Raw genomic sequence first — 5,496 nt, 5'->3', positions numbered from 1 at the left:
CGATTCGGTTGACAATACCCATAAATCCTATTATTAGTAGTGAAAAGGGCTGTATACAATATACAGATGGCCGGAGTTTTACCCATGGTAGAAAAACGGGTCAAACCAGGGGGGGCGAAACTTGCCGCACACGCCGCCATCTTTTTGCTGCTGATTCTCTTTGCGGGCTGCGAGAAGAAGGAGGCCAGAGCGCCCGTCAGTCCGCCCAGGCCACCGGAAGCAAAGAACATGGAAGGCTCCCTCACCATCGGGCTCATCCCCGAGCACAACATCTTCACCCAGCTGGAGAGGTACGAGCCCCTCGCACGCTACCTCTCGGAGAAGATCGGCAGGGAAATAGAGCTGAAAGTGCTCTCCCAGTATGGCAACATCATCGACAATTTCGTTTCAAAAGGGCTCGATGGGGCCTTTTTTGGAAGTTTCACCTACGCGCTGGCACACAGAAAACTGGGTGTTGAAGCACTCGCCAGACCGGAGACCTTCTCGGGCGCCATCTCCTATCACGGTATAATCTTCGTTCGGAAAGACAGCGGTATCACGACCACCGCGGACATGCGCGGCAAGCGATTCGCCCTCGTGGACAAGGCAACGACGGCAGGATATCTTCTCCCTCTCCATTTCTTCATCGCGAACGACGTACCCGATTACAGAACCTACCTGAAAGAGGTCTACTTCGCGGGGACCCACGAGGACGCGATCTACGACGTCCTGAACAGAAAAGCGGACATTGGGGCAGCAAAAAGCACCGTTTTCGAGAGGATCGCAACGCTCGATAACCGGTTGATAGACGAGCTGATCATCCTCGCGAAATCCCCTGAGGTTCCGGAGAACGCCCTCGCCGTGCGGAAAGACCTCGATGCATCGGTCAAAGACAAACTGAAAAATTCCCTGCTCACGATGCAAGACGAGCCGGAGGGCAGAAACGTGTTGAAACGGTTCGGAGCGAAGAGGTTCATCGAGACGAGAGACAGCAACTACGAGCCCATCTATCGCTACACCCGGGAGATAGGTCTAAACCTCAACACCTACGATTACCGGAACGAATAGTGAAGAAGAAGATTATCATCGGTCTTGGGGCCTTCTGCCTGATATTTCTCTTGGGAGCCGTGTATCTTGTTTTCTCCATCGAGCGGGCGACGTCCACCCTCAGCAACCTCGTCATGCTCCATCAGGCGGAGATCGTGCGGGAGAACCTTATGATAAACATCAAGAGGGTACAGGCCGATCTCAGCCGCCAGGACACGCCCTACGCGCGGGACTTCGACACGATCGTCTTCCACGTGAGGACGATGAAGAAGGCAGCGGATGAATGTTTCAATTGCCACCACTCAGGCGTCGTAACGGCGCGGCTCACCGAGCTGAACAACCAGATAGAGATGTACAAACGTGCGCTGAGCAGGATCTTCACCATAAGCGCAAATGCCGCGCGAATCGAATCGGAGACGGATAACGCTTATAAGGTAGGAGACCAGCTCAGCGAGCAGCTGAGCGATATGCTGATCATGGCGGACGTGAACCTCGAGAAGAAGACGAAAACGGTGCTCGGGAAGATCAACGACACGAAATTCATCCTCTTTTCCCTGATCGGGGTCGCCCCGTTCATTGCCGCAGGATTGTCGCTCTTCTTCATACGGGGAATTACGAAACCGATCGATGAGATGCTGAACGCGACGAGGAGACTGGAGGGAGGCGACCTCGACTATCGGATCGGTGCGCTGCAGGATGAGTTCGGAGAGGTGGCGGCATCGTTCAACAACATGGTAAGCTCCCTGAAAGAACAGATGGAGAAGATGCAGCGGACCGAACAAATGGTGGTTTTTGGAGAGTACGCGGCGAAGCTTGCACACGATATACAGAGTCCCCTCGCAGGGATAAAGGTATCGCTGGAAGTGCTTCCCGATAAGGTAACGCTCCCCGAGAAGGAACGGGAGCTGCTGTCGAGAATAGGCTCTGAGCTCGGCCGAATCGAATCGCTTCTGGAAAACCTCCTCGATTTTGCCAGGCCCCCAAAACCCCAATTCATGCCCGTGGAAGTGAGCAAAATACTGGCCAGCGCCGTCAATTTCTCACGGAAACGCCAACCTCGAACATCCAAAGATGCGAGGGAGATAGAGATCGTGAACAGGGTCAACGAAGACCTCCCGAAGATAACTGCGGATCCCATGCAGCTGCAACAGGTATTTTTAAATCTGCTCAACAACTCCTTCGAAGCGATGCCTGATGGCGGCACGTTGACGATCTCGGCTGCTCACGACGCCCCCGCAAAAACGGTAGAAATCGAGATATCCGACACCGGCAGGGGGATAGAAGACGATCTCCTCGCCCAGATATTTCAGCCATTTTTCACCACCAAGGCGAAGGGCACCGGCTTGGGGCTCGCCATCTCCAAGCAGCTCATCGAACAAAACGGCGGCGCGATCGCCGTTTCCAGCAGCCGGGAAGGAGGAGCCACCTTCCGGGTAACCCTTCCCGCAGACGGGGAAAGGGAGGCACCGGGGATATGAGTGACCGGGGAAAAGTGTTCATCCTGGACGACGACGACCTCATCGTCTCGACGCTGACCTGGGCCCTTGCAAACCAGGGGTACGACGTCTCTGGGGAAACGGGCACCGAGAAGATCGTCGACAAGATACGGTCATCAGCCCCCGACGTGGTCCTTCTGGATATTGCTCTTCCCGGGATGAGCGGGATCGACATACTGGAAGAGATGGCGAGACAGGAGATCCCCTCTTCCGTCGTGATGCTCACCTCCGATAAAACTGCCGAAACCGCCGTCACGGCGATGAAGATCGGAGCCGTCGATTATATCACCAAGCCCTTCAACCTGGAGGAAGTGAAGATCATCATCGGCAATATCATAGAAAACAGGCGGCTCAGGCAGGAGGTAGACTATCTGAGAACGGTGAGCGCCGACCTCTTCGAGAAGGAGATAATCGGAGAATCGAAGGCGATCAGCGAGTTGCTCGATCGGATCGAGAAGATCGCCAAGGCCGGGGTCGACACGATACTCATCACCGGCGAGAGCGGAACGGGCAAGGAGCTCGTGGCACGCTACATCCACATAATGATGCACGCAGCGGTGACGCCGCGCCAGGCACCTTTTATCGGAATCAACTGTGCGGCATTTCCCGAGACCCTCCTGGAGAGCGAGCTCTTCGGCTACACGAAGGGCGCCTTCACCGACGCGAAGGCAGATAAAAAAGGTATCTTCGAAGCAGCACGGGGGGGAACCATCCTTCTCGACGAAATCGGGGAGATGAAACCAGATCTCCAGAGCAAACTCCTGCGCGTGCTGGAAGAGCGGGCGATCCGGCAAATCGGGGGAAAGGAGGAGGTGCCAATCGACGTGACGGTCATCGCCACGACCAACAAGAACCTCCTGGATTCCATTGAAAAGGGTTCGTTCCGCACCGATCTGTATTACCGGTTGAACACCTTTCCCCTCCATATCGTGCCCCTCAGAGAGAGGGTGGAGGACATCCCGGTCCTGGCCAGACACTATCTCACCTATTTCGGAACGAGATACAACAAGAAAACCCCGAGGGGTATCTCTCCCGAGGCTGAAAGACTCATGGTTTCCTGTCGATGGCGGGGAAACGTGAGGGAGCTTCGAAACGTCATCGAGAGAATCGTCGTGCTCGAGAGCGACGAGCTGATCATGCCCGAACACCTCCCGAAGGAGATGCAGGGAACATCGGCCCCCACGGCCGTCGGGGAAAAGGGAAGGTTCATCCTTCCCGAAGGGGGGTTGTCCCTCGACGAATTGGAAAAAGACCTCATGGTTCAGGCCCTCGAGCGGACCAACCACAACAAGACCCAGGCTGCCGAACTCTTAAATATCAGCTACGAATCCATCCGGTATCACATCAAGAAATACGGGTTGGAATAGATAGCCTCACGTCTTATCCACTTTCAACACCTGATTTGCGATCGTTTTGACAAGGAAGAGATCGAAGGGTTTCCGGAGAAAATAGTGTGCCTGGCTGTAAATTTCCCGCTTCAGCCCATCATCGAGACGACTGCTCGACATCATGATGATCTTCGTATCCGGCGATATCTCGACCATCTGTTTCATCAGATCGATGCCGCTTGAGTCGGGAAGGTTTATATCTAGAAAGCAGAGGGTGTAGAGAGAGCGATCCATCTCCGAGACGGCTTCCGCTCCCGATTCGACACTTTTGACCTCGTCACACAGGTCACGCAGAACTTCCGTCAGTGCAAAATGGATCATCGGGTCGTCGTCGACGATCAGGATCTTCTTCATAGTTTCCGGACAAGGCAAGTACCATTCCACCACCATAAGTTTTCCCCTAACGAGAAAAAGTAGCATTATTTCGGGGCTTTGCGGAAACAGCGGGAGGGAGACGCTCCCGTCCCATCGTTTGGCCCGGGAATTTTCAGGATACCAACTAAGGAATTTTCCGGTATTTTATCGCAAAGAGGACGTTTCTTGAAAAAATACTCAGTGTTTATAAGGGTTTATCGAGTAACACATCGGTGGCATGCAAATTGCTCTCGATGGTCTTTACCGAAGAATCACGAATAACCGAGTAGTGCAAAACGGAACCATTATGGCACCCGTTTTCGGACAAATAAACCAAAAGGGGGGTGATAGAAAACCGAAGGATATCAAGGAAAGAGCTCTTTTCGCAGTGAAAGAAACATGGTTAAAACAGAAGAACGAAGGAGGTNNGAAGGAGGTTACGGTATGAAAAGCAGGAAATACCTGTTTACCAATCTGGCAATTGTACTCGTCCTTGCATTTTCACTCGTGCTTGCCGGGTGCTCCGACAGCGACGATGTCGTACCTGCTGCAGGTCCGGCCGCGACCTTCGTGGGGAGCGACCAGTGCCAGACCTGCCATCCGACCATCTACAGCTCCTCCATCGAGTCGGGGCACAACTTCAAGCTGAACAAGATCGAAGGCGCTGCGGAGCCGACCTACCCCGTCTTCACACCGGGGATAACCGGTGCCCTCGCCCTGATCGACGACGACGACACCGAATCAGGCGATCCCAATCCCGGTAACGGGACGGACAACACCCTCGGGACGCCTGATAGCTACGCCGACGTCTCCTACGTGATCGGCGGCTACAACTGGAAGGCCCGGTTCGTCGACGCCGACGGTTACATCGTCACCGGCACCGAGGTCCAGTACAACCTCGCAACCGGAGCGATGGGGGGCTACCACAACAACGAAACCGATAAACCCTACAACTGCGGCAACTGCCACACCACGGGATGGATGCGTTTCGACGCTGCAAACAACCCGAACCGTCAGGACGGCCTCGCCGGCATGGACGGCACCTGGGACCAGGAGGGTATCCAGTGCGAGTCGTGCCACGGCCCCGGGTCGAACCACGTGCAGTCCCAAAGTGCTGCCGACATCACGAGAGTTGCCTCAGCCCGCACCACCGCCGACTTTCTGGCTGCCGACATGGGCTCCAGCAAGGCCGTGGCCTGCAGCGAGTGCCACACCCGGGACGGTGAGAAGGA

The 5,496-nt window shown here is 55.0% G+C and carries 5 protein-coding genes; 4 read left to right on the top strand and 1 reads right to left on the bottom strand.

Annotated elements, in window-relative coordinates:
• Positions 1-84 precede the first annotated feature (84 nt).
• From phnD to GTN70_10610, 3 genes are read left to right on the top strand one after another with little or no spacing between them, the layout of a single operon-like run.
• Positions 85-1,047, top strand: a complete 963-nt coding sequence (phnD, locus tag GTN70_10620; protein NIO17420.1) for a phosphate/phosphite/phosphonate ABC transporter substrate-binding protein — start codon at positions 85-87, stop codon at positions 1,045-1,047.
• The gene (locus tag GTN70_10615; protein NIO17419.1) at positions 1,047-2,504 is read left to right on the top strand and encodes a HAMP domain-containing protein; all 1,458 of its coding nucleotides are present in this window, start codon (positions 1,047-1,049) and stop codon (positions 2,502-2,504) included. Before phnD ends, GTN70_10615 begins: the two co-directional genes overlap by 1 nt.
• A complete protein-coding gene (locus GTN70_10610) occupies positions 2,501-3,889 on the top strand; it encodes a response regulator (protein ID NIO17418.1) in 1,389 nt (462 codons plus the stop codon). The genes GTN70_10615 and GTN70_10610 overlap by 4 nt, the downstream gene beginning before the upstream one ends.
• 6 nt (positions 3,890-3,895) lie before the next feature.
• Here GTN70_10610 and GTN70_10605 read toward each other — a convergent pair whose 3' ends face one another.
• Entirely contained in the window at positions 3,896-4,264 is a 369-nt protein-coding gene (locus GTN70_10605; protein ID NIO17417.1) for a response regulator, read from the bottom strand.
• A gap of 444 nt (positions 4,265-4,708) precedes the next feature.
• Here GTN70_10605 and GTN70_10600 point away from each other — a divergent pair.
• A partial coding sequence (locus tag GTN70_10600) for a hypothetical protein (protein NIO17416.1) occupies positions 4,709-5,496 on the top strand: 788 nt, incomplete at its 3' end.

The organism is Deltaproteobacteria bacterium (assembly GCA_011773515.1).
Lineage (GTDB): Bacteria > Desulfobacterota > Deferrimicrobia > J040 > J040 > WVXK01.
The sequence above is the reverse complement of the archived record's forward strand: the minus strand, read 5'-3'. Positions and strand labels throughout refer to the sequence as shown.

Bases quoted from the DNA above. Each gene is read 5' to 3' on its own strand.
- GTN70_10605 (NIO17417.1), bottom strand. From the start codon at position 4,264: ATGAAGAAGATCCTGATCGTCGACGACGACCCGATGATCCATTTTGCA.
- GTN70_10610 (NIO17418.1), top strand. From the start codon at position 2,501: ATGAGTGACCGGGGAAAAGTGTTCATCCTGGACGACGACGACCTCATC.
- phnD (NIO17420.1), top strand. From the start codon at position 85: ATGGTAGAAAAACGGGTCAAACCAGGGGGGGCGAAACTTGCCGCACAC.